Source organism: Weissella sp. DD23 (genome assembly GCF_001579105.1).
Classification (GTDB): Bacteria; Bacillota; Bacilli; order Lactobacillales; family Lactobacillaceae; genus Weissella; species Weissella cibaria.
The window spans coordinates 273,933-278,026 of the sequence record NZ_KQ970391.1 but is presented as its reverse complement, the minus strand read 5'-3'; the positions used below and the strand labels follow the sequence as shown (position 1 = coordinate 278,026).

General features: G+C 47.7%; 1 protein-coding gene. It reads right to left on the bottom strand.

Going from position 1 to position 4,094, the window contains the following annotated elements:
* Positions 1–4,094 (bottom strand): hypothetical protein (locus WEIDD23_RS13440; protein ID WP_197458790.1); only part of this gene is annotated, 4,094 nt, incomplete at both ends.

Genomic DNA, 4,094 nt, shown 5'->3' with positions numbered 1-4,094 from the left:
CAGCATCAACTGCAAATAATTGATCCTTCGTCAACGCATTCTTTGTCAAGTCGAAGTCCGTTGTCTGTGGGTCGGTTGTCACCAAATCGCCACGAGAACCGTCAGCCTTCTTCTTGTAAATCATGAATGTGTAGCCATCAACTGAATGAATAATCATTGTTGTGGCAGCTGTCGCAACTGACAATAATGCATCAGTTGTTGCCGTGACCGTCGTTGGATTATCCTTCGCCCCCGCATCTACGCGGGCTTGTTGGGCCGTCGTTGGTGTACCGGTAACTGCGTACGTCACCTGCATGTGTTGTGGCAACGCCGTGTAAGCAACATCGATTTCAGGCGTCTTTAATTGTTCTGACCCAGCAACGGCAAGTCCTGATTCATTACCAGTGCCGCTTACTGCGAAAGTATAGCCGTTTGCTACGTCAGCCAAATCGAATGTCGCCTGACTACCCAAGTTAGTTGCTGCCGAAATAGCTGATGATGTTGCATCTGATCCTTGACCGTGCACTTCGCTGACCGTGAATGTGTAACCAGGTCGACCTGAAATCACAGCATTTGATGCACCACTCATTGTAGCTGATGCATAGTTCGTATCCGTATTACCAGTCAACGTAAAGTCAGCAGCCGAACCAGGCACATTGGCTTGTTGGTCCGTCGTCAAACCATCTGTCTTGTAGTTAACGTTCACCGTTTGTGAAATTGGCGTGTACGTCACTTCGTATGCTTGGTCATCTGTTTCATCACGCGTAAAGCGCAAATCATCAATATTAATCGGCGTCTTCGTGGCATCCCCAACCAAAGTCACGACAAATGTATAACCTGGTACATAAAGTTGACTTTGCGTAATACCAAAATCAACCTTGGCATCGGTCGTGCCATCTGTAATCGGTGCAACGATTGGCAAATCACCAGCAGAAACCGGCTTATTCACAATCGTCAAACTTGCCTTTTGATCGGTGTTCGCAACATAAGTCACAACGTGCTTTTGCACAGTGCCATCAGTTGCAGCCACAGATTGTGCAAGTGCCTCATCCGTTGCATCATTATCAAACGTGTAAGCGACATCCGTGTTGTCCGCCTTTTGTGACGCCAACACTGTGCCAGCCTCACCGTCGATGTGCATCGTATAACCCGGAATGTTGTAATCCTTACCCAAATCAACTTCGGCAAACGTTTGATTTGAATCAGCCGTTTGCGTAATTGGATCCGTCACTGGTGCTTTACCAGTTGCTGGATCAGTTGGGTTTTCAAAGGTAATTTGTTGTTGCTTATCTGCTTGATACGTAATTGTGTATTGATTTTGAATCAACGCACCAGTCGTTGCATCAACTGCAAACGTACCTGGCAATGTGCTCAAATCAAAGTCCGCTTCACGCATGAACAACAACTTACCCGTTGCATCCTTAACCACATGGCCGGCTGCATCTGTGATGGTATACGTATAACCTGGCACGGCCTTCACGAGCTTGTAGTTAAAATCGCCTGACGTTTCATCCGTGTACGCCATGTCGGTCTGACCTTCGAGTGAACCAGTTACAATGCCTGAGTCATCCGTTGGCAAACCTGTGACTGCCAACACATCTGTCATACCAGTATCAGCGACATGGTAAACCACATCTATGTGTTGCTTATTCGCTGAGTAAACAACCTTGTAACTCGTGTTAACCGCGTGCATGTTGGCTGTGACGTTACCCTTACCATCATCGTCGAAGGCACCGGCTAAATCACTGTCCGTCTTATCATCCACGTGCGCAACACCAGATACAGTCGCCGTGTAGCCTGGTACCACAACATAGCTAAAGCCGTACTTGTGGTCCGTGTAAATGCCAGTCTTAGCAACTGGTGCTGCAACTTGCGCGTCGATCTTAGCCTTAGCCGTCGCATTCGCTGCATCCTGAGTGGCTGCATCAGCCCATTCGTACGTCACATCAAAGTCTTGCTTCGTTGGCAACAACGTAATGTCGTAATGTGATGTTTGCAATTCACCAGTCGCGTCAACCGCAGCTGTATTAGTAAATGTCACATTCAACTTGTCTGAACTAATCAACGTGTGATCATCCAGCTTGTAATACGTGATAATCGTGCCATCTTCTGCCGTCTCAGTGACCTTAGCCAACTTGTCCCAGTCGATCAGCTTGCCATCGATCTTCTCAATCGCATAACCAGGGGTTGCGACAGATGTAATCTGGTAACCCTTATCGGTCTTGATTGAAATCTTCGTATCAGCTGGCAACGTAAACGTTCCTGATGGTTCAGTCGCATCGGTTGGTTCATCAACTTCATAATGCACCTTGATGTCGTGATCCGTCGGCACATACGTCACGACGTAAACTGAATTATCACCTGACATATCATCTGCCGTGAACGTCCCGTTAATTTGGTTCGTCGCAGCATCATATTGACCAGTTACCTGAGCGCTTTGGGCAACTACCACCGTCGTATAACCTGGCAACGTTTGGATAGTCGTCGCTGGGTACGCACCGTCAGTCACACCTGAAATAACTGTTGTTTCTGGCAACGTTGGTGCATTCGCCAAGGTAGCACTTGAATCGTATTGGTAAATGACCTTAGCAGATGTTGGTTCAGCGGTATACGTCACCGTATAGTCTGTCACCGCCAACTGTTCACCGTTCATTTGGAACGTGGCCGTCTTCAATTGATCAAGCGTTACGGCCTTGTCGTTCGAATCCGTAATGACATAGGCATAACCTGGCACCTTAAGTTGGGCATCCGTTGGCACGTTGTTATACGTACTGTCCGTAACACCCGTCAAGTTGGCCAAATTAGGCACCTTGGCAGCTGGCAAACCAACTACCCTAACCGGAATTGATTGGTTGTTAGCTGTGTAAACAACATTAAATAGCTGTGGCGTACCATCGACGGTCGCGTCCGCAGCATTATCCGTGTTGTCATACGTTGCCATTGCTGCCACCGCATCCGTCAATGAACTAAAGCCATTAACCGTGTAGGTGTAACCGGCCTTTGCCAAAGCAGCATCCGTCATCTGCAACACAATCTTCGCTCCCGTTTGACCAGTCGCCGTCTCAAAGTTATGTGTGGCATCCTGCACAATGGCTTGTTGCAGCGTTGGCGTGTAATCCACTTCAACCTGCGTCACAGCCAAACCGTTATCGTCAATCGTACCTGGCAACAAGTTAAAGACTTGATCACCAAGTGCCGTCAAATCGACCGCCGTCTTCGTGCCATCGGCATGTACCAGATAAGCTTGGAACGCATATCCAGGTACGTGCAATTGCGCAGCCGTTGGCAGTGTGTTGTTTGACGTACCATCCAACTCTTGACCATAGTGACCATTCGTATAACCGGCAATCTTAGCTAAGTTATTCGCCGTCATTAAGCCCGTTGGCAAACCGCTTTGCACAATGCCGATTTGTTGCTTCTTAGCCGTGTATGTCACGTCATAAGTTTGTGTGTCATCATCAGCATCCGTGTACTTTGGCAAGTTAACCAGTGACGCATAGGCGTTGCTGGTACCGGCCAAAACATACGTATAACCAGTGCGCACCAAATCTTGATCAGTCAACGTTTGCTTGGTTGTTGGGTTTACAAACGTAATTTGTGTGTTCGTTGTACCGTTTGTCGTATCGATATCAGCTTGTTGCTTTGGATCATTCACAAAGACCAACTTAGCCTTTTGATCAGACTTGGCTGTGTAGATAATGTAGACCGTTTGATCTTGATTATCATCACTGTCAAACGTTGCGACGGTGTTTTGCCATTGGTAGGCATAACCTGGCACGTCCAAGTCAGTAATCTTATCGTAGCTAACTGTACCATTAGAAATACCATCGATACGCTCTGCCACACGACCATTCATTTCCACACCGTCCGTCGTATTCAATTTGAATACCACGTTGACACGTTGTGCATTTGGCGTGTACGTGACCGTGTAACTTTCACCACCAGCAGGCATACCTGGCAAATTAGCCAATTGCGCCAGCGTGTAGGTATTACCATTTGCATCAACCACTGATGCGGTATAACCTGCAACGTCTGGCACTGCAACGGCATACTTGGCATCTGTCAAAACGGCCTCGTCTGCAATGTTAGTTGGCAATCCCGTCATTGGTGCCGTC